Origin of the sequence: Cobetia sp. 5-25-4-2 (assembly GCF_013374075.1) — a bacterium.
Taxonomy (GTDB): Bacteria; Pseudomonadota; Gammaproteobacteria; order Pseudomonadales; family Halomonadaceae; genus Cobetia; species Cobetia marina.
On the sequence record NZ_BLWK01000001.1, the window covers coordinates 124,017 to 142,235 of the forward strand.

The 18,219-nt window shown below is 63.2% G+C and carries 20 protein-coding genes; 10 read left to right on the forward strand and 10 right to left on the reverse strand.

Annotation, left to right across the window (positions count from 1 at the left end; genetic code table 11):
* Nucleotides 1–18: 18 nt before the first annotated feature.
* The 9 genes from HXS65_RS00550 to HXS65_RS00590 all read right to left on the reverse strand — a co-directional run bounded on the left by HXS65_RS00550 (nucleotide 19) and on the right by HXS65_RS00590 (nucleotide 8,120).
* Nucleotides 19–489: a PTS sugar transporter subunit IIA gene (locus tag HXS65_RS00550; protein WP_084209227.1), complete on the reverse strand. Its 471-nt coding sequence runs from the start codon at nucleotides 487–489 to the stop codon at nucleotides 19–21.
* Nucleotides 490–498: 9 nt separating this feature from the next.
* A complete protein-coding gene (gene hpf, locus HXS65_RS00555; protein WP_043332555.1) occupies nucleotides 499–807 on the reverse strand; it encodes a ribosome hibernation-promoting factor, HPF/YfiA family in 309 nt (102 codons plus the stop codon).
* A 599-nt stretch (nucleotides 808–1,406) separates the two neighbouring features.
* A complete protein-coding gene (locus HXS65_RS00560; protein WP_077371583.1) occupies nucleotides 1,407–2,855 on the reverse strand; it encodes an RNA polymerase factor sigma-54 in 1,449 nt (482 codons plus the stop codon).
* 327 nt (nucleotides 2,856–3,182) lie between these two features.
* Nucleotides 3,183–3,923: an LPS export ABC transporter ATP-binding protein gene (gene lptB, locus HXS65_RS00565; protein WP_103751363.1), complete on the reverse strand. Its 741-nt coding sequence runs from the start codon at nucleotides 3,921–3,923 to the stop codon at nucleotides 3,183–3,185.
* Between the two features lie 2 nt (nucleotides 3,924–3,925).
* Entirely contained in the window at nucleotides 3,926–4,504 is a 579-nt protein-coding gene (gene lptA, locus HXS65_RS00570) for a lipopolysaccharide transport periplasmic protein LptA (RefSeq protein WP_240499585.1), read from the reverse strand.
* 98 nt (nucleotides 4,505–4,602) lie between these two features.
* The gene (gene lptC / locus HXS65_RS00575) at nucleotides 4,603–5,286 is read right to left on the reverse strand and encodes an LPS export ABC transporter periplasmic protein LptC (RefSeq protein ID WP_176492881.1); all 684 of its coding nucleotides are present in this window, start codon (nucleotides 5,284–5,286) and stop codon (nucleotides 4,603–4,605) included.
* Entirely contained in the window at nucleotides 5,286–5,855 is a 570-nt protein-coding gene (locus tag HXS65_RS00580; RefSeq protein ID WP_176492882.1) for an HAD family hydrolase, read from the reverse strand. Before HXS65_RS00580 ends, lptC begins: the two co-directional genes overlap by 1 nt.
* Before the next feature lie 126 nt (nucleotides 5,856–5,981).
* Nucleotides 5,982–6,950 (reverse strand): KpsF/GutQ family sugar-phosphate isomerase, encoded by a 969-nt coding sequence (locus tag HXS65_RS00585; RefSeq protein ID WP_218015045.1) that lies wholly within the window; start codon nucleotides 6,948–6,950, stop codon nucleotides 5,982–5,984.
* A gap of 225 nt (nucleotides 6,951–7,175) precedes the next feature.
* Nucleotides 7,176–8,120 carry a calcium/sodium antiporter gene (locus tag HXS65_RS00590; RefSeq protein WP_176492883.1) on the reverse strand — a complete coding sequence of 315 codons (945 nt, stop codon included), beginning with the start codon at nucleotides 8,118–8,120 and terminating at the stop codon, nucleotides 7,176–7,178.
* A gap of 283 nt (nucleotides 8,121–8,403) precedes the next feature.
* Between HXS65_RS00590 and HXS65_RS00595 the strand changes: the two genes are divergently transcribed.
* The 9 genes from HXS65_RS00595 (at nucleotide 8,404) to hisD (ending at nucleotide 15,607) form a co-directional block, all read left to right on the forward strand.
* The gene (locus HXS65_RS00595) at nucleotides 8,404–9,336 is read left to right on the forward strand and encodes an ABC transporter ATP-binding protein (RefSeq protein ID WP_176492884.1); all 933 of its coding nucleotides are present in this window, start codon (nucleotides 8,404–8,406) and stop codon (nucleotides 9,334–9,336) included.
* Entirely contained in the window at nucleotides 9,333–10,136 is an 804-nt protein-coding gene (mlaE, locus tag HXS65_RS00600; RefSeq protein ID WP_077371600.1) for a lipid asymmetry maintenance ABC transporter permease subunit MlaE, read from the forward strand. The genes HXS65_RS00595 and mlaE overlap by 4 nt, the downstream gene beginning before the upstream one ends.
* Entirely contained in the window at nucleotides 10,133–10,597 is a 465-nt protein-coding gene (mlaD, locus tag HXS65_RS00605; protein WP_077371603.1) for an outer membrane lipid asymmetry maintenance protein MlaD, read from the forward strand. Before mlaE ends, mlaD begins: the two co-directional genes overlap by 4 nt.
* Before the next feature lie 52 nt (nucleotides 10,598–10,649).
* Complete coding sequence (locus HXS65_RS00610) at nucleotides 10,650–11,321, forward strand: phospholipid-binding protein MlaC (protein WP_084209223.1); 672 nt, start codon at nucleotides 10,650–10,652, stop codon at nucleotides 11,319–11,321.
* 23 nt (nucleotides 11,322–11,344) lie between these two features.
* The gene (locus HXS65_RS00615) at nucleotides 11,345–11,716 is read left to right on the forward strand and encodes a lipid asymmetry maintenance protein MlaB (protein ID WP_065392617.1); all 372 of its coding nucleotides are present in this window, start codon (nucleotides 11,345–11,347) and stop codon (nucleotides 11,714–11,716) included.
* Between the two features lie 189 nt (nucleotides 11,717–11,905).
* Nucleotides 11,906–12,160 (forward strand): BolA family protein, encoded by a 255-nt coding sequence (locus tag HXS65_RS00620; protein ID WP_077371613.1) that lies wholly within the window; start codon nucleotides 11,906–11,908, stop codon nucleotides 12,158–12,160.
* Between the two features lie 12 nt (nucleotides 12,161–12,172).
* Nucleotides 12,173–13,438, forward strand: a complete 1,266-nt coding sequence (gene murA / locus HXS65_RS00625; RefSeq protein WP_077371616.1) for a UDP-N-acetylglucosamine 1-carboxyvinyltransferase — start codon at nucleotides 12,173–12,175, stop codon at nucleotides 13,436–13,438.
* An 86-nt stretch (nucleotides 13,439–13,524) separates the two neighbouring features.
* Nucleotides 13,525–14,169, forward strand: a complete 645-nt coding sequence (gene hisG / locus HXS65_RS00630; protein WP_077371619.1) for an ATP phosphoribosyltransferase — start codon at nucleotides 13,525–13,527, stop codon at nucleotides 14,167–14,169.
* A gap of 133 nt (nucleotides 14,170–14,302) precedes the next feature.
* A complete protein-coding gene (gene hisD / locus HXS65_RS00635; protein ID WP_077371622.1) occupies nucleotides 14,303–15,607 on the forward strand; it encodes a histidinol dehydrogenase in 1,305 nt (434 codons plus the stop codon).
* Nucleotides 15,608–15,779: 172 nt separating this feature from the next.
* Here the strand turns inward: hisD and HXS65_RS00640 are convergent, their stop codons facing one another.
* Nucleotides 15,780–17,099, reverse strand: a complete 1,320-nt coding sequence (locus tag HXS65_RS00640) for a S1C family serine protease (RefSeq protein ID WP_084209221.1) — start codon at nucleotides 17,097–17,099, stop codon at nucleotides 15,780–15,782.
* Nucleotides 17,100–17,351: 252 nt separating this feature from the next.
* On the opposite strand from HXS65_RS00640, the gene HXS65_RS00645 reads away from it, so the two are divergent.
* Nucleotides 17,352–18,128 (forward strand): Nif3-like dinuclear metal center hexameric protein, encoded by a 777-nt coding sequence (locus HXS65_RS00645; RefSeq protein ID WP_084209220.1) that lies wholly within the window; start codon nucleotides 17,352–17,354, stop codon nucleotides 18,126–18,128.
* Nucleotides 18,129–18,219 lie beyond the last annotated feature (91 nt).

An 18,219-nucleotide genomic window follows, 5' to 3' on the forward strand; every position in this document is an offset into this window, starting at 1 on the left:
GAGTCCGGGCTTGCAGGTTCAGCGCGCCGGCAATTCGGCGATGGCCGAGGTCAGGGCATCGAACAATGCTCGCTGACTGTCTGCCTGGCGCAATGCTGCCCGGTTGGTGGGCGAGTTGAGCAGTTCCGCCACCTGGCCGAGCAGAGTGAGATGGGTGTCATCTGCCTCCTCGGGGACCAGCAGCACGAACAGCAGATCGATGGGTTCGCCATCGATGGCATCAAAGTCGATGGGATCACCGAGCTTCATGAACGCCGCGATGGGGGTCTTGCAGTGTGGACTGCGTGCATGTGGCACGGCCACGCCGTGGCCGATGCCCGTCGAACCCAGTCTCTCGCGCCCGATCAGGCGCGAGAAGACTTCCTGGCTGTCCAGGCTGGGAATGTTCTGAGCAATGAAGGTGCTGAAGAATTCCAGCACCCGCTTCTTGCTCCCCCCGGGGACGCCGTAGAGCGTGCGCTCGGGGGGAAGGATCTGATCAAGTGTCATGGCAGAAGGTCAACGGGTCCCGGTGCCCTGAGAGCGAGCCTGGGACTTTTCCTTGTGTTTGACCAGCTGGCGGTCCAGCTTGTCGGCGAGCGCGTCGATGGCAGCGTACATGTTGGGGTCTTCTGCCAGGGCATGGAGGTCGGCGCCAGCGGCGTGCAGGGTGCAGGCAGCCTGTTGGCGTTCCTTCTCGATCGACAGTGTCACCTGAACATTGGTGATGTTGTCGTAATGCCGTTCGAGGCGAGCGAGCTTCTCGTTGACATAATCGCGGAGAGGATCGGTGAGTTCCACATGATGCCCGGTGATATTCACTTGCATGGACACGCTCCTTTATCCAGCGGGTTGCCTTTGAATTGTAACCCTTTTTGACTGCGAGCAAACCCTGATTGAACGCGCGGCCACTTTCTGACTCCGGCCATGGTCTCGTGGCGATCATCTGCTGGCGAGAGCGGCGGTGCCGGTGTACCGAGCGTCTACCCCGACAATGCCCAAGCTTTGAACAAAGATCAACGCTGCGCTGCATCGTGGGGCAAGGCTTGTCTTCAACCCAGCGAGGGATATCAGCAGGTTCTTCATGAGCATCGCCTCGCATCACGGACGGAATGGGGCTCGAGAAACCGGCCGTTTGTGGCCAATGTCAGCATTTACGTCGACGTTCGTGTGGCAGGAGTCGGTGGCGACCTCTGGCTATCTGTCCGTGGGATGTGAGGGAAAAAGAAAGCACTCTGGAGAAAAGTGGCTGGAAAAATAGGCAATTGGGGGCGTGAAGTCACTCACGCAGTCGCAAGGACAGGCATTGCCAACCGGTATTCAGACGACCGATTGGCAGATGATGCCAGGATGGCAGGTGCAAGGGGGCGAGCATCAGCGCTCCGACGTGTGGAGCCCACTGGCTTGCGGGTATCCGTTGTCGAGACTCACGCCAAGCGCTTGCGCTCGCTGGAGGAGGGGATGCCCATGGCCTCGCGATACTTGGCGACCGTCCGGCGCGCTACCTCGATGCCATCACTGGCCAGCAGATCCACCAGGCGTGAGTCGGACAATGGCTTGCGCGCCGGTTCTTCCGAGATCAGCTTGCGAATGCGCGCACGGATCGCGGTACTGGAGTGCGCGTCACCGTTGCCGCTGCCACCCACCTGACTCGAGAAGAAGAACTTGAGTTCGAACACGCCTCTCGGGGTGTGGATATATTTCTGGGTGGTCACCCGCGAGATGGTGGATTCGTGCATCTCGACCACTTCCGCGATGTTGGCGAGGATCAGCGGCTTCATGCCTTCTTCCCCCTGCTCGAGGAAGTCGATCTGGCGCGCCATGATCTCGCGGCCCACCTTGAGCAGGGTGTCATTGCGTGAGGACAGGCTCTTCATCAGCCAGCGGGCTTCCTGAAGATTGTCCTTGAGGAAGGTGTTGTCCGCGGACTTGTCGGCCCGCTTGATGAGGGCGGCATATTCCGGCTGGATACGCAGCTTGGGCAGCGCTTCCGGGTTGAGCTCGACCTGCCAGCCGTGACGCGTATGACGGACCAGCAGGTCCGGGATGACGTAATCACTGGCAGGCTCGCCCCAGGCGGACGCCGGGCGCGGGTCGAGCGCCCGTACCAGACGAATGACGTGATCCAGCTCATCATCATCCAGGCTCAGGCGACGCTTGAGCAGCTTGCGATCGTCATTGCCCAGTGCCTCGAGGAACTGCCGCACCAGACGGCGGGCCTGGGCCAGCAGCGGCAGATCGTCCGGCAGCAGGGCCAGCTGCAGCAGCAGGCATTCGCGCAGGTCTCGAGCGAACACACCGGTGGGATCGAACTGCTGAAGGCGCAGCAGGACCTGCTCGAGTTCCGACGCCTTGAGGCCGGGCAGTCCCTGACCTCGCAGGCCATCGACCAGTTCGTCCAGGCTCATGCTCAGGTAGCCGGCCCCATCCACCGCATCGATCAGACTCTCCGCCATCTGCCGTTCACGCGCATCGAGGTCCGTCATCGCCAGCTGCCAGCGCAGATGGTCCTGCAGGCTTTCGACACTGGTGTTGCGATCGAAGTCCGGTCCGTCCTCGCTCGAGCTTCCGCTGCCGGAACTGGTCAGGCTGCCTGCGTGATCCTGGTAGAGGTCCGACCAGTCACTGTCGAGAGGGTATTCTTCAGGAATCTCGCTGTTGGTCTCGGAGGTGGAGATCTCGCTCTTGTCCTGTGTCTCCGCGACATCCAGCGACTCGTATTCCTCGTCAAGCTCCAGCATGGGGTTTGACTCAAGCGCCTGCTGTATCTCCTGACGCAGGTCCAGCGTCGACAACTGCAGCAGCTGGATCGCTTGCTGAAGTTGCGGGGTCATGGTCAGGGAAGTGCCGAGTCGAAGCTGCAAGGTGGGTTTCATGGGGTCTGTCATTCACGGCAAAGGAACGTGCATCTACGCTATACCGTGGGTCGGGGCACTGACAAGGGGCAGTCGAGAATATTCAAGCAACTTGCATGCCATGTTGCCACCAAGGTGGTATGGACGTCATGCATTCGAGTGAGGTGTGGCAGAGCAGGAGGGTTCACGGGGAGATCACGCAAGCGCATGTCGAGGCGCTTGCGTGAGGGGGGCGGGGAATGAGACCCCGACAGTGAAGCAGGAAGTGGCGGTTGCTGGTGAGAGCAGGGGAGGTCGGACAGCTCTCGTCAGGCTGACGGCTCTTACCAGGCTGACGGCACTCTCGGGCTAGAGCTTGAACTCATGGCCCAGGTAGACATCACGCACCTGCTGGTTGGCGAGGATGGTGTCGGCGTCGCCATGCGCGATGATCTGGCCATCGCCCACGATGTAGGCGGTATCGCAGATGTCGAGTGTCTCGCGCACGTTGTGATCGGTGATCAGCACCCCGATGCCGCGGTCACGCAGCTGGCGCACGATGCTCTTGATCTCGCCCACCGAGATGGGGTCCACGCCGGCAAACGGCTCATCGAGCAGCACGAAGTCCGGCTCGGTGGCCAGTGCGCGAGCGATCTCCACGCGGCGGCGCTCCCCGCCGGAAAGGCTCATGCCGGCACTGTCACGAATATGCGTGATGCTGAACTCGTTGAGCAGCTCCTCCAGGCGTGCCTTGCGTCCGTTGCGATCCAGGTCCTTGCGCGTCTCGAGGATCGCCATGATGTTGTCGGACACCGAGAGCTTGCGGAAGATCGAGGCTTCCTGGGGCAGATAGCCGATGCCGGCGCGAGCCCGCTGATGCATGGCGGCGCCGGACAAGTCGTGGTCATCGATGGTCACGCTACCGGCATCCGAGCGCACGAGGCCGACGATCATGTAGAACGAGGTCGTCTTGCCGGCCCCGTTGGGGCCCAGCAGGCCTACGATGTCACCCTGGCGGATTTCCAGCGAGATGTCCTTGACGACCTTGCGACCCTTGTAGGCCTTGGCCAGATGACGAGCGCTGAGGGTACGTGGGCTGGCAGCAGTCATGCTCATTGGTCCTTGCTGGCATTGGCGCCACGTGGCGTCAGGGTCATGTGGACGCGTGACCCCTCGGAGGATGAGGCATCGGTGCCATTGCTGGCATTGACCTGGCGCTTGTCCAGGAAGTATTCCACGTAGCCGCCTTCGAAGGTGTCGTCGCCTTTCTCCAGACGGGCATCGCCGACCAGTTCCACCCGGCGCTCCAGCGCGTGGTAGCGAATGGTATTCGCCCAGCCCTTGACCAGTCGCTCGTCGGTATCGGGTTTCTGCTCCATGTAGGCGCGCTGGCCGGTGGCCTTGACCAGGGAAATCTCGCCGCTGTCGGCGCGACTGATGTCAACGCGCGCGGCATCCAGCTTCATGCTGCCCTGGCGCATTTCCACGCGACCGGTATAGGTGGCCGTGCCGGCCTTGTCATCCAGTGACAGTGAGTCGGCGGCAATGTTGATCGGCTGGTTGGCATCGCTGTCCAGCGCCAGTGCGGTCGGGGAAAGCGTCGTCATGCCAAGTGCCAGGCCAAGGGCCATGACACCGGGTCTGAGTGTCTGGCGCCAGACCGTCAAGGGCGTGAGAGTCGTTGAAGTCATGGAGTGCTCCTTGGCAGAACTGGTAAGGCTTCACGATCACTCAGGCCATCGTGAAGCGGAAATCGGGGAGAGAGGATTCGGCGCATGCAGGGGTGCGCTCACTGATCCTTGGCCGGCGCGGCATCGAAGGTGCTGGAGACGCGGCCATCATCGTCACGGGTGGTGTCATTGCCGGTGTCGAGAGTCTCGGCTTCCCGGGCGGCATCGCTCTTGCCCTTGCCGGGTTGCAGGGTACTGCGGACGCGGCCTTCCAGCTGGGCGGAATCCTGAGAGAGGTCAGCGCTGAAGCGGTCACTCTCGACGCGTTGACCATTCTGGGTGATCACCACCGGCACGTCACTCCAGGCACGGTTCTGCTCACGACTGTAATGCAGCACGTCGGTGTCCAGTGTCCAGGCATCCGAAGGCTGGCGCAGTCTGGCATTGCCCTCGAGGGTGAAGGTGTCGCCGCCGGCGCTCAACACGCCACTGTCACCCGTGGCGTACCAGCGACGGTCTTCGCTGTCGTTGGTCCGGATCTTCGGTGCCTGCGCACGCGTCACGTCATCGCCTGGCGTGTGTTCGATGTGCGGGGAGGTCATCGACTGGATCGACACTCCCCGCGCATCGAAGCGTGTCATGTCAGCCCCGTCGAGATAGTAATCCGGCTCATCACTGCTGGCGTCGACATTCACTGTCGACTCCAGACTGTTGCGCTGCTCGATCAGGGCCATGACGCCGCCGACCAGCAGGAGCAGCAGCATCAGCCACAGGCGCGGAGAGGGACGGGGCAGACGTGGCATCAGGCGCGCGACTCCTGCAGGTAGGTATCCAGCACCGAGGCCCAGTGGCCCTGTGCCTTGAGCAGCAGATCACAGATCTCGCGCACGGCACCATCACCGCCCTGACGCGTGGTCACCCAGTTGGCTTCGCTCATCACATAGGGCATGGCGTTGGGAACGCTGACCCCCAGGCCGACGCGACGGATGGCTTCGCGATCCGGCAGGTCATCTCCGCAGTAGGCCACCTCATCCAGCGCGATATCGTGCTCGCGACACAGGTTGGTCAGCGCGACCAGCTTGTCCTCGCGGCCCTGAATGACGTCCTGGATACCCAGCTCCTTGGCGCGACGTTCCACCATCGGCGAGCTGCGACCCGTGATCAAGGCGACCCGGATACCGCTGCGCAGGATCAGCTTGAGGCCGTGGCCATCCTGGACATGGAAGCTCTTGGTTTCCACGCCATTGGCATCGTACTGCAGCCGGTTGTCCGTCAGCACGCCGTCCACATCCAGCGCCAGCAGGCGCACGCGACGTGAGCGGTCGATGATGTCCTGGGGGTAGTCCTCCGCCAGGGAAGTGATGTCATTCATGGTCTTTCTCCTCGCATTCCGTGCATGCGTGACGCATTCCTGTAGGCGACGACCGCCAACGGCTGCGTGCTGCCCTCGCCAGACTCACGGGACTGTCGTGCAGAGACAGCAATCCCGCGGGGGAGTTCAGATCACGCCGCTGGCCAGCAGGCCGTGCATGTGGATGGCGCCGATCGGGTGCTCATCCTCGTCACAGACTACCAGAACGCTGATGCGGTTTTCTTCCATGATGCGCACCGCCTCGGCGGCCAGCATGCTTGAGCGGATGGTCTTGCCACCGCGCGTCATGACGTCATCGACCTTGAGCGCACGCAGATCGCCGTGCTGATCCAGGGTGCGGCGCAGATCCCCATCGGTATAGACGCCGACCAGATGCTCGTCCTCGTCGATCACGCAGGTGAAACCCATGCCCTGGCGGGTGATCTCGAGCAGCGCATCGCGCAGCGGGCTGCCCAGCGCCACGCGTGGCAGGGCATCGCCTTGATGCATGACGTCCTGCACGCGCAGCAGCAGTCGCCGCCCCAGACTGCCACCGGGATGAGAGAGTGCGAACTCCTCGGCGGTGAAGCCGCGGGCTTCCAGCAGTGCCACGGCCAGCGCATCCCCCATCACCAGTGCGGCGGTCGTGGAGGCCGTCGGTGCCAGGTTCAGCGGACAGGCCTCCTGGGCGACGCTGGTGTCCAGGTGTGCGTCTGCATCACGCGCGAGCGTCGAGCCGGGCTTGCCGGTCATCGAGACCAGCGGCGTCCCCATGCGCTTGAGCAGTGGCAGCAGGGCGGTGACTTCGGCGGTTTCACCGGAATTGGACAGTGCCAGCACCGTGTCCGACGAGGTGATCATGCCGAGATCCCCATGGCTGGCTTCGCCGGGATGCACGAAGAACGCCGGCGTGCCGGTGCTGGCCAGAGTCGCCGCGATCTTGCTGGCGATATGGCCGGATTTCCCCATGCCGGTGACGATCACCCGGCCCTTGGTCGCCATCATCAGCTGGCAGGCACGATCGAACTCTGCATCCAGCTGGTGCTCCAGTGCCGCGATGGCGGCGCCCTCGATCGCGAAGGTGCGTCGGGCGCTGGCGCGGAAATCCGCCTGCATGGCGGCGTGATCGCGGCCGCTGGAGGGCGAATCATCGGCAGTGGAAGACATGTCGGAGGTGGCGGGCTGGATTCTGGAGGACTTGGTCATGTTCAGATTGTTGCCTGTGTGTGGCCAGGACTCAAGGTACGTGAGAGAGGCGTCACTCACGCGCTGCAACGGCTCGGGCGTGATGCTGACACGGGGCGGATGGCCTGATCGTTCCGGCCTGTCCGCCCACAGGCGTCAGCGAGTCAGGCTGATGGCAAGCCAGGCCGTGTAGCCGAGGTAGCAGGCCAGCAGCACCAGCCCCGGACCACGGCCGATGCGGCCGCGACGCTGCCAGATGAGCAGGGCAGCCAGCATCAGGGTCAGGCCGAGCATCACCGGGTAGTCGCGACTGATGGCGCTGCCATCCACCGGCCCCGGTGCCAGCAGGCCCGGTACCGGCAGGACAGCCAGGATGTTGAAGAGGTTGGAGCCGATGACGTTGCCGATGGCGATGTCGTGATGGCGCTTGAGTGCGCTGGCCACGCTGGCCGCGAGCTCTGGCAGGCTGGTGCCGATGGCGATGACGGTCAGGCCGATGATCAGTTCGGGGACGCCGAGTGCCTGGGCGATATCGGTGGCGCCCCAGACCAGCGCGCGTGAGCTGGCGATCAACACCGCCAGACCGAAGAGCAGCCAGAAGATGGCGCGTCCGGCGCTCATCTCGGGGACGTCATCCTGACTCTCGGCGTCACTCGGCGAGTCGACCTTGAACAGCCAGACAAGCGTGAACACCAGCAGTGCCAGCAGCAGGAGGCCATCCAGACGCTCGAGCCCGCTGTTGGAGAGGGCATAGCCCCCCAGTGCCGTCGCGGCCAGCAGCAGCGGCAGTTCACGGCGCACCAGGCCGAAATGCACCGGGATGGGAGCGATGAGCGCCGTGACGCCCAGCACCAGACCGATGTTGGCGATGTTGGACCCCAGAGCATTGCCGGTGGCGATGTCGGGGGTGCCGTCAAGCGAGGCCATGATCGAGACCACGATCTCCGGCGCCGAAGTGCCGATGGAGACGATGGTCATCCCGATGAGCAGCTTGCTCATGCCAGCTCGCCATGCGGTAGCGGCGGCGCCTTCGACGAAGCGATCGGCGCTCCAGACAAGACCTATCAGGCCAAGGATGACAGCGAGGATGGGATATAGCATCGGAACTCTCGGGGCAGGAGGCAGGGCAGCGGCTTGTCGCCAGTGACCGCGCCATTAAACGCATCCCCCCAAGGCATTGCAAGGCAAGGGATCGCATCTGCGGGATGCGATGGACCCTGCAACGGACTGGTAGTGAGGGGGCGGGTTCGGATACGATGTTCGCTAACTAACTTGATTCCCGAATGACGTGATCCATGAACTCCAAGATTCGGACTCGCGGCACAGTGCCAGGCGACGGATTGCCCATGGCCAGTGTCGTGACTCCCTCACAGCGGATGCTTCTATGACTGAATTACCCGGTCAGGCTGCTACAGCGACCGCTACGGCCGGCGCTGATGCATCGCCATCCTCTCGCCGTGGCTCCGCTGACATCGACCTCGACGACGCATTGATTCGTGTCGAAGGCCTGCGCTTCACCCGTGGAGAGCGCGAGATCTTCTCCGGGATAGACCTGAAGATTCCGCGTGGCAAGATCACCGCCATCATGGGGCCCTCCGGTACCGGCAAGACGACGCTGCTCAAGCTGATCGGGGGGCAGTTGACCCCGTCCGCCGGGCGTGTGGATATCGCCGGTCACCATGTGCATGCCCTGTCGCGGCGCGAACTGTTCCGCATGCGTCGTCGCATGGGCATGCTGTTCCAGAGTGGTGCGCTGTTCTCGGATCTCAGCGTGTTCGAGAACGTGGCCTTCCCGTTGCGGGTCCATACCAATCTCCCCGAGGCGATGATCCGCGACATCGTGCTGATCAAGCTCGAGTCCGTCGGGCTGCGTGGGGCGCGTGAACTGATGCCCGCCGAGCTCTCCGGTGGCATGACGCGGCGTGTCGCGCTGGCACGCGCCATCGCACTGGATCCGGACCTGATCATGTACGACGAGCCCTTCGCCGGTCAGGACCCCATCTCGATGGGCGTGCTGGTCAATCTGATCCGTCGCCTCAACGATGCGCTGGGCATGACGGCGGTGGTGGTCTCTCACGATATCAAGGAGACGCTGACCATCGCCGATTACGTCTATGTGATCGCCGATGGCAAGGTCATGGCGCAGGGCACGCCACAAGCCCTGAACGCCGAGGCGGACCCGCGCGTGGCCCAGTTCATCCACGGCAAGCCGGATGGACCGGTGCCGTTCCACTATCCCGCGCCGGATTTCGCCGGCGACATTCTCGATGGCAGAGAAGCGGCCAGTGGCACTTCACAGAGAGGGCAATCAGCATGAGCGGTCTGAATCGTGGCCCGCTGGGGGCCATCACCTCGCTGGGGCGCAGCACCATCGAGGTGATCTCTGCCATCGGCCGCGCCGGCATGCTGCTGGCGCAGGCGGGCGTCGGCCTGCCATCCCGTGAGGGGTTCTCCCTCTGGGTGCGTCAGATGCACTTCGTCGGCGTACTGTCACTGGCGATCGTGCTGGTGTCGGGGTTGTTCATCGGCATGGTGCTGGCCCTGCAGGGCTATACCATTCTGGTCGGGTTCGGTGCTGAGGAGGCGCTTGGCCAGATGGTGTCGCTGTCGCTGCTGCGCGAGCTGGCCCCGGTCGTGGCGGCGCTGCTGTTCGCCGGGCGCGCCGGCTCTGCCCTGACGGCCGAGATCGGCCTGATGAAGGCGACCGAGCAGCTCACCAGCATGGAAATGATCGGCGTGGATCCCCTCAAGCGGATCGTCGCTCCGCGGCTGTGGGCCGGTTTCGTGTCCCTGCCGCTGTTGACCATCGGCTTCAGCGTCGTGGGGATTCTGGGTGGCAAGCTCGTGGGTGTCGATTGGCTCGGCATCTACGAAGGGGCCTACTGGAGCAGCATGCAATCGAATGTCGACTTCGTCGGGGATGTCATGAACGGCGTCGTCAAGTCACTGGTCTTCGGGCTGGTGGTGAGCTGGATCGCTGTCTTCCAGGGCTATGACCTGATCCCGACCTCGGAAGGCATTTCACGCGCGACCACACGTACTGTGGTTTATTCATCGCTGGCGGTGCTGGGACTCGATTTCGTCCTCACAGCCGTCATGTTTGGAGATATTGGATGAAACGTACCCGTATGGTCGAGTTCGGCGTGGGCCTGTTCGTACTTGCCGGTTTTCTGGGCATGGTGTTTCTCGGGCTGCGCGTCAGTGGCGTCACCTTCCAGCAGGCGGATGACACCTTCGTGCTCAATGCCAACTTTTCAGGGATAGGAAGCCTCAAGCCGCGGTCCAAGGTGACCATGGCGGGCGTGGCGATCGGCAGTGTCGAGAAGATCGAGCTGGATCCCAAGTGGTTTGACGCCCGTGTCACGATGAAGCTGGACAGCAGCCTCAAGGGCAAGTTGAGCAAGGACACCACGGCTGCCATCCTGACCTCCGGTCTGCTGGGCGAGCAATATGTCGGCCTGACCACCGGGGGGGATCCGGAAACGCTGGAGGATGGCGACACCATCCGGGATACCCAGTCGGCACTGGTACTGGAAGAGTTGATTCAGCAGTTCGTCTCCAATTTCTCGAAGAGCTGACGCAGGCCTGACTCGCCGTTGGCGCGATGCACATTTTCAAGGAGCAAATCCGATGACCCATATCCTCAAGCAGCTGATTCGTCCACTGAGCGTATTGAGCCTGTCTGCCATGATGGCGATGAGCCCGCTGGCCTCTGCCGCTTCCCAGGAACCGGACGTGCTGCTGCGTGATACCGTCGAAGGCCTGACCACCAAGATCGACAGCCGCGAAAGCTATTACAAGGATCACGTCGACGAGCTGGAAGCGCTGGTCGACAACTCCCTCGAGCCGGTCGTGGATTACCGCTACATCGCGGCAAGCGTGATGGGCAAGTACTTCAAGGGTGCCTCTCCTGAGCAGCGTACCGAATTCTCCAAGGTCTTCCATGACACCCTGATCGGTACCTACGCGAAGGGCCTGGTGAGCTTTGACTACGCCAAGCTCGAAGTGAAGGACAGTGAAGGCGAGCGTCGTTATGAAGATCAGGACACCGTCTACATGGACGTGATCGACACCAAGGGCAAGGTGTACCCGGTGGCCTATTCCATGCGTCTGCGCAATGACGAGTGGAAAGTGGTCAACGTGATCGTCAATGGCGTCAATCTGGGCCTGACCTTCCGCAATCAGTTCGACCAGGCCATGCGTGACAATGGCCGTGATATCGATGCCGTCATCAAGGGCTGGCAGCCGGATGTCGACCTGGAAAAGGACAGCGGGGAGAGCGCGGGCGACAGCGACAGCTGAGCCTGACCACTGGCGATATGACCATGAAAACACTCTTCGATGATGATGACGTGACCCTGAGCGCCGGCGATGGCTGCCTGACGCTGAGTGGTCAGCCGGATTTCGATCACGCCTCCGAGCTCGCTGAAGTGGGCTGCAAGTGGCTCGGGCAGCATGCAGAGGGTATCGAGATCGATCTCTGTGGCGTCGGTGGCGCAAGCACCGCCACGTTGAGTGTCCTGCTGGAGTGGCAGCGTCATCTGGCGCGCCATTCGGGTCATGTCACGCATCTGCGTCTATCGCCTGCGCTCAAGCGTCTGGCCTCCGTCTCTGGCCTCGATGTCCTGTTGCCGGGACTGGAGGTCACGGATCAGGCGTCGGATTCGGCGCCTCGCCCTGAGGTCGATGCTGTCTGATCGTGCTCCGGCCAGGCTGCCCAGCCGCTCGATCACCACCACTGCGCGCGGGAACGTGGGAGGCAGGAGGCTGCCGCCAATCGCGTTCCCGCGCGCTTTTGATTACCATGTGCGGTCATATCTCCCAGGTCGAAGCGCAGCGTAATGTGCCTGGCCCGGACATGTACCGCGAAGGAGTCATCGCCCGTCATGCAACCGAATGATGTCAAGGCCCTGCTCGAGGCTCGAATCGAGAACGTCGATTTTCATATCCAGGGTGAAGGATGCAACTTCCAGGTCGTCGCCGTGGGCGAGGTCTTCGCTGACCTCAGTCGCGTCAAGGCCCAGCAGTTGGTCTACGCCGCACTCAATGACGAGATTCGCTCTGGCGCGCTTCACGCCATCAGCATTCGTACCTATACCCCGGCGCAGTACGATGCTGCCGTCGGCAACGCCCAGAGCTGATCGGAACATTTCATGGACAAGCTGATTATCACCGGCAACGGGCCGGTCAACGGGGAAGTCTGGGCCAGTGGTGCCAAGAATTCGGCCCTGCCCATCCTGGCAGCGACACTGCTGTCCGAAGGTCCCGTGACCATCAGCAATCTGCCGCACCTGCAAGACATCACCACCAGCCTGGAATTGCTCGGGCGCATGGGAGTCGAGCCGGTGATGGGCGACAACATGACCGTGCAGCTGGACGGCTCCAAGGTCGAGCACTGTCATGCGCCCTACGAGCTGGTCAAGAAGATGCGCGCCTCGATCCTGGTGCTGGGCCCGCTACTGGCTCACTTCGGCAGTGCCGAAGTCTCGTTGCCGGGCGGTTGCGCCATCGGCTCGCGCCCGGTGGATCTGCACATCCGCGGCCTGGAAGCCATGGGCGCGGAGATCTCGGTCGAGAACGGCTACATCCGTGCCAAGGCGCCGGGTGGCCGCCTCAAGGGCGCTCGCATCGTCTTTGACGTGGTGACCGTCACGGGTACCGAGAATCTGCTGATGGCCGCGACGTTGGCCGATGGGCGCACCGTGCTGGAGAACGCGGCACGCGAGCCGGAAGTCGTCGATCTGGCCGAATGCCTGATCGCCATGGGCGCCAGGATCACCGGCCACGGCACCGATACCATCGTCATCGAAGGGGTCGAGAGACTGCACGGTTGCGAATACTCCGTGATGCCTGATCGCATCGAGACCGGTACCTTCCTGGTCGCGGCAGCGGCCTCGCGTGGCAAGGTGCGCGTCACCCGTACGCGCGCCGATACCCTCGATGCGGTGCTTGCCAAGCTGGAAGAAGCCGGTGCCACCATCACCACGGGGGATGACTGGATCGAGCTGGACATGCAGGGCAAGCGTCCGAAGGCGGTCAATATCCGCACGGCGCCGTATCCGGCATTCCCTACGGACATGCAGGCCCAGTTCGTGGCGCTGAATGCCGTGGCCGAAGGCACCGGTACCGTGATCGAGACCATCTTCGAGAACCGCTTCATGCACGTGCAGGAGCTCAACCGCATGGGCGCGCACATCGCCCTGGAAGGCAACACGGCGGTGGTGACCGGTACCGAGCGCCTGTCGGGCGCCCCGGTGATGGCCACGGACCTGCGTGCCTCGGCCTCGCTGGTGATCGCGGCCATCGTCGCCGATGGCGAAACCATGGTGGATCGCATCTACCACATCGATCGTGGTTATGAATGCATCGAGGAGAAGCTCTCCGGGCTGGGCGTGATCATCCGCCGCTCCGCCGGTTGAGCCGAGTCCTGCCTCCATGCGCTGCCGGCCATCGCAGGTCGGCAGCGTCTGCTGAATTCTTACGCACAAGCACGGGCGAATACCCCATGAGCAAGCAACTGGTCGTCGCCCTTTCCAAGGGGCGTATCCTCAAGGAAACCCTGCCGCTGCTGGCGGATGCCGGCATCGAACCGCTGGAAGATCTGGACAAGAGCCGCAAGCTGCTCTTCGATACCAATCTGCCTGACGTCAAGCTGGTCATCATTCGCGCCACCGATGTGCCGACCTATGTGCAGCTGGGAGCGGCTGATCTGGGCATCGCCGGCAAGGACGTGCTGCTCGAGCATGGCGCCGAAGGTCTCTATGAGCCTCTGGATCTGGAGATCGCGGCCTGTCGTCTGATGACGGCCGGGGTTGTCGGTCAGCAGCAGCAGGGCGCGCGTCGTCGCGTCGCCACCAAGTTCGTCGATGTCGCGCGTCGCTACTACGCGGAGCAGGGCATCCAGGCCGAAGTCATCAAGCTGTATGGCGCGATGGAGCTGGCCCCGTTGATGAATCTGGCCGATGAGATCGTCGATATCGTCGATACCGGCAATACCCTGCGTGCCAATGGCATGGAGCCGCGTGAGCTGATCACCGACATCAGCACGCGTCTGGTGGTCAACAAGGCCGCCATGACCATGAAGCATGATCGCCTCAAGCCGTTGATCGACCGCCTGCGTCAGGCGGTGGAAGCACGTCGCGACGCATGAATGACCAGGTCCCGGCCTCGTGTCACGCGGCGGGACTCGTCAGCAACGACATCACTCAAGATCGCAGAGACGATCTGGCAGCAGCGCCCGTCCGGCTCAGCCCTCACTGCCAATGACATGACAAGAGGTTCGCATGGATACCCTGATCAACCGGCTCGATAGCCGCGATACCGATTTCACTGCCCGCCTGGATGCATTGCTGGCCTGGGAGGGGGTGTCCGATGCCGAGGTACAGCATCGTGTCACCGACATCCTTTCGCGCGTCAAGCAGGAAGGCGATGCCGCGCTGGTGGAGTTTTCCAATCGCTTCGACCGTCTGAGTGTCTCCAGCATGTCGGAGCTGGTGATCGACGCCGAACGTCTGGCAAAGGCCTACGCCGATCTGCCGGCGGATCAGCGCGAGGCACTGGCGGTCGCGGCGGAGCGTGTGCGCGTCTATCACGAGCATCAGAAGCCGGAAAGCTGGTCCTTCAAGGACGAGCATGGCAGCTTGCTGGGGCAGAAGGTCACGCCGCTGGATCGCGCTGGCATCTATGTCCCGGGAGGCAAGGCCGCCTATCCCTCTTCCGTGCTGATGAACGCGATCCCCGCGCATGTCGCCGGTGTGCGCGAGATCATCATGGTCGTGCCGACCCCCGATGGCGTGGTCAATGAACTGGTGCTGGCCGCGGCTCACCTGGCGGGTATCGATCGGGTCTTCACCATCGGCGGCGCCCAGGCCGTCGCGGCACTGGCCTATGGCACCGAGACGGTGCCGCGCGTCGACAAGATCGTCGGTCCCGGCAACATCTATGTGGCCACTGCCAAGCGGGCGGTGTTCGGTCAGGTCGGCATCGACATGATCGCCGGACCGTCCGAGATTCTGGTGGTCAGCGATGGCGTGACCGATCCGGACTGGCTGGCGATGGACCTGTTCTCGCAGGCCGAGCATGACGAGGATGCCCAGGCGATCCTGATCAGTTGGGATGATGAGCACCTCGCTGCGGTCGAGGCATCAATCGAACGTCTCGCGCCGACCATGGAGCGTGCCGAGATCATCAAGACCTCGCTGCGCGAGCGTGGCGCCCTGATTCGCGTCAGCGGGCCGGAGCAGGCGCTGGAACTGACCAACCGTATCGCGCCGGAGCACCTGGAGCTGTCGGTGGCGGATCCGGAAGCGTGGGTCGAAGGTGTCCGCCATGCGGGCGCCATCTTCATGGGCTCCCACACCTCCGAGGCACTGGGCGATTACTGTGCCGGCCCGAATCACGTGCTGCCGACGTCCGGTACCGCGCGCTTCTCCTCGCCGCTGGGAGTCTATGACTTCCAGAAGCGCTCCTCGTTGATCCAGTGCTCGGCCGAAGGTGCCTCCATCCTCGGGCGTACCGCATCGGTGCTGGCGCGGGGTGAGTCGCTGACCGCTCACGCCCGTAGTGCCGAGAATCGCATCATCGAGTGAGCATGGTGAAGTTCATGAGCATGGTGTAGTTCATGAGCATGGTGTAGTTCATGAGCATGAAAAAGCCCGCCACGGTTTCCGTGGCGGGCTTTTCTGGTTCTGGTTCTGGTTCTGGTTCTGGTTCTGACTCTGGTTCTTGCGTGAAAGCCGTTGGCCAGTCCGGCGGCCATTGTCAGCCGGGGGATGAGACGCCCGGAGCTGCGGCGGCAGGAGAGGGCGTGCTATCGGGAATCGGCCGCTCACCGACCTTGACGCTGACCTCCATGGGCTTGCCATCCCGCAACAGATTGAGTTGCAGGGTGTCGCCCGGCTTGACCGCGGCGATGTCGGCCATGGCAAGGCGTGCATCGATCAGGCGCTTGCCGGCGACTGCCGTCAGGATGTCACCGGGACGCAGGCCGGCCTGCGCCGCGGGGCCATCCCGCAGCACGGCGGCGACCACCACGCCTTGCGGAGCGCTCAAGCCGAAGGAGTGCGCCAGCGACGGCGTCAGCTCCTGGACTTCCAGGCCCAGCCAGCCGCGAATCACCCGGCCGTGATCGACCAGTGATTCGAGGATGTCACGTGCCAGGTTGGCGGGGATGGCGAAACCGATGCCCTGCGAGCCACCGGAGCGGGAGTAGATGGCAGTATTGATGCCGACCAGTGAGCCATCGGTATTGATCAACGCTCCACCGGAGTTGCCGGGATTGATCGCGGCATCGGTCTGTATGAAGTCCTCGTAGGCATTCAGGCCAAGATGGTTGCGTCCGGTGGCCGAGATGATGCCCATGGTGACGGTCTGACCGACTCCGAAGGGGTTGCCGATGGCCAGCGAGACATCCCCGACGTGGACCTGGGTCGAGTCGGCGATCGCCACCGTCGGCAGATCTTCAAGATCGATCTTCAGCGCCGCGAGATCGGATTCGGGGTCGACCCCGACCACCTTGGCCAGTGTCTCGCGGCCATCACGCAGGGCGACCTGTATCTGGTCCGCGCCCTGAATGACATGGTTGTTGGTCAGGATATAGCCGTCGCTCGAGAGAATGACGCCGGAGCCCAGGCTCGACAGCATGCGCTGGCTGCGCAAGGCATTTTCCCCGTAGAACTGGTTGAAGAAGGGGTCGGACATCAGCGGGTGCTTGCTGTCGTCCTCGATCTTGCGCGAGGAGTAGATGTTGACGACGGCGGGGGCGGCGGCGTCCACGGCGGTCTGGTAGCTGGCCGGCCCGCTGTTGCGCTGCAGTGGCGGCGCTTCGCGCAGTACCGGATTGGCGGATTCCTCGCGCTGTTCGGCGGAGAGGGTCAAGGCGGGAGATGGCAACACCTGCTGATCTCGAGAGACGATCGCGCCGCCCTGTTGGCCGCCCTGTTGGCCAACCTCGGGCGCCGGCTCGGAATGTCCAAGTTCAGGGAAGCGATCCAGCACCACGATGGCAAGCAATACCCCGGTGACCACTGGCCAGAGAAGGGGGAGCAATGAACTGCGAAGGGGGCGTCGCGTCTGAGGCATCAGGAGTCCTGGTGAATGATCCATGGTCCTGCCGGGCCGTCAGCTTTCCTGAGGGCAACCGCCGTGGGGCGGTCGCCATCCGCAGGGTTGCTGCTGGCAGGCGGAGGGTGAAGAGGAAGATTGATGACGTGCTCAAGACGTGTCACCCATGTCTCGGTACCCGGCGAAGCTGCCATGCGCTTACATGGTGAGGCTTCGCCGTTACAATGGCAGCCAGTGTAACACTCGATGAATCTGACTGCTGGAGGCTCAATGGCTGATCGTGACGTGCTGGTCGAGGCGCTGGATGGCTGTCTGGAGGCGCAGGCCTTCAAGGATTACACCGTCAATGGACTTCAGGTCGAGGGGCGGCGCGAGGTCCGCAGAGTGCTGACGGGCGTTACCGCCAATCAGGCGCTGCTGGATGAAGCCGTGGCATGGCAGGCGGATATGGTGCTGGTGCATCACGGCTATTTCTGGAAGAACGAACCCGCTCGGATCACGGGCATGAAGCGCCGTCGTCTCAAGACACTGCTGGCGAACGACATCAATCTGGCGGCGTATCACCTGCCGCTGGATGCCCATCCGACGCTGGGCAACAATGTCCAGCTGGCCGAGCGCCTGGGGTTGGTCAGTGAAGGATGCCTGGATGGCGTCCCCGGGCGTGGACTGGTGCATGTCGGGCGTCTCGCAGATGAGCTTGCGGCAGGCGGTGAGCTGGACAGTGCCGCGTTGGGGGCCGAGTTCAGTCGCCGTCTGGGGCGAGAGGTGCTCGTGATCGCCGGGCATGATCGGCCGATCAAGCGCATTGCCTGGTGCACGGGAGGGGCGCAGGACTATATCGGTCTGGCCATCGAGGCGGGAGTCGATGCCTTCCTCTCCGGTGAGATCTCGGAGCGGACCACGCACAGTGCGCGCGAAGAGGGGGTGACCTACCTGGCGGCAGGGCATCATGCGACCGAGCGCGATGGGGTTCGGGCGCTGGGCGAGTGGCTGGCGGCCGAGCATGGCGTCGAGCATCGCTTCGTGGATATCGACAACCCTGCTTGAGTCAGCTCATGGTCGCCCTGTGACGGCCTGAGTGATCCTTGCCAACGACAACGGCCACCCCTGGAAGGTGGCCGTTGTCGTGTCCAATGGC

Coding starts and splice junctions, on each gene's coding strand:
- HXS65_RS00645 (WP_084209220.1), top strand. CDS start 17,352: ATGGCTGATCGTGACGTGCTGGTCGAGGCGCTGGATGGCTGTCTGGAG.
- HXS65_RS00620 (WP_077371613.1), top strand. CDS start 11,906: ATGCAACCGAATGATGTCAAGGCCCTGCTCGAGGCTCGAATCGAGAAC.
- lptB (WP_103751363.1), bottom strand. CDS start 3,923: ATGACTGCTGCCAGCCCACGTACCCTCAGCGCTCGTCATCTGGCCAAG.
- HXS65_RS00590 (WP_176492883.1), bottom strand. CDS start 8,120: ATGCTATATCCCATCCTCGCTGTCATCCTTGGCCTGATAGGTCTTGTC.
- mlaD (WP_077371603.1), top strand. CDS start 10,133: ATGAAACGTACCCGTATGGTCGAGTTCGGCGTGGGCCTGTTCGTACTT.
- HXS65_RS00550 (WP_084209227.1), bottom strand. CDS start 489: ATGACACTTGATCAGATCCTTCCCCCCGAGCGCACGCTCTACGGCGTC.
- HXS65_RS00595 (WP_176492884.1), top strand. CDS start 8,404: ATGACTGAATTACCCGGTCAGGCTGCTACAGCGACCGCTACGGCCGGC.
- hpf (WP_043332555.1), bottom strand. CDS start 807: ATGCAAGTGAATATCACCGGGCATCATGTGGAACTCACCGATCCTCTC.
- mlaE (WP_077371600.1), top strand. CDS start 9,333: ATGAGCGGTCTGAATCGTGGCCCGCTGGGGGCCATCACCTCGCTGGGG.
- hisD (WP_077371622.1), top strand. CDS start 14,303: ATGGATACCCTGATCAACCGGCTCGATAGCCGCGATACCGATTTCACT.
- HXS65_RS00615 (WP_065392617.1), top strand. CDS start 11,345: ATGAAAACACTCTTCGATGATGATGACGTGACCCTGAGCGCCGGCGAT.
- lptC (WP_176492881.1), bottom strand. CDS start 5,286: ATGCCACGTCTGCCCCGTCCCTCTCCGCGCCTGTGGCTGATGCTGCTG.
- hisG (WP_077371619.1), top strand. CDS start 13,525: ATGAGCAAGCAACTGGTCGTCGCCCTTTCCAAGGGGCGTATCCTCAAG.
- HXS65_RS00560 (WP_077371583.1), bottom strand. CDS start 2,855: ATGAAACCCACCTTGCAGCTTCGACTCGGCACTTCCCTGACCATGACC.
- HXS65_RS00585 (WP_218015045.1), bottom strand. CDS start 6,950: ATGCAGGCGGATTTCCGCGCCAGCGCCCGACGCACCTTCGCGATCGAG.
- lptA (WP_240499585.1), bottom strand. CDS start 4,504: ATGACTTCAACGACTCTCACGCCCTTGACGGTCTGGCGCCAGACACTC.
- HXS65_RS00580 (WP_176492882.1), bottom strand. CDS start 5,855: ATGAATGACATCACTTCCCTGGCGGAGGACTACCCCCAGGACATCATC.
- HXS65_RS00640 (WP_084209221.1), bottom strand. CDS start 17,099: ATGCCTCAGACGCGACGCCCCCTTCGCAGTTCATTGCTCCCCCTTCTC.
- HXS65_RS00610 (WP_084209223.1), top strand. CDS start 10,650: ATGACCCATATCCTCAAGCAGCTGATTCGTCCACTGAGCGTATTGAGC.
- murA (WP_077371616.1), top strand. CDS start 12,173: ATGGACAAGCTGATTATCACCGGCAACGGGCCGGTCAACGGGGAAGTC.